We start from the raw sequence: 581 nt of genomic DNA on the forward strand, positions 1-581 counted from the left end.
GGTATTGATGGCGTGATGTTCCATATGAATTGTGAGAACAAAGATGTGGACGCGTTTATCGGCCTATTAGACGCGATTTCAGAGCAGTTTGGCGAATACCTAAACAAGCTGGATTGGGTGAGCATGGGTGGCGGCGTATTCTTCACGTGGCCGGGTTACGATATTGAGAAGCTAGGTCTAGCGTTAAAAGCATTCTCTGAGAAGCACGGCGTGCAAATGTACCTAGAGCCGGGTGAAGCCATCATCACTAAGACGACAGACTTAGTGGTTACTGTGGTCGATATCGTTGAGAACGTGAAGAAGACAGCAATTGTTGACTCTGCAACTGAAGCACACCGTCTTGATACGCTGATTTACAATGAACCAGCTTCCATTCTAGAGGCATCTGACAACGGCGAGCACGAGTACGTGATTGGTTCGTGTTCATGTCTTGCCGGTGATCAGTTCTGTGTGGCGAATTTTGATCAGCCACTAGAGATCGGTCAACGTCTGCACATTCTAGACAGTGCGGGTTACACGATGGTGAAACTAAACTGGTTCAATGGTCTACGTATGCCTTCGGTTTACTGTGAGCGTTCAAG

The 581-nt window shown here is 47.7% G+C and carries 1 pseudogene; it reads left to right on the plus strand.

The window, feature by feature from the left end:
• Positions 1 to 581 (plus strand): annotated as a pseudogene (locus tag R7Z50_RS29430) (carboxynorspermidine decarboxylase); the annotation flags it as partial.

This window comes from Vibrio sp. 1249-1, assembly GCF_033340495.1.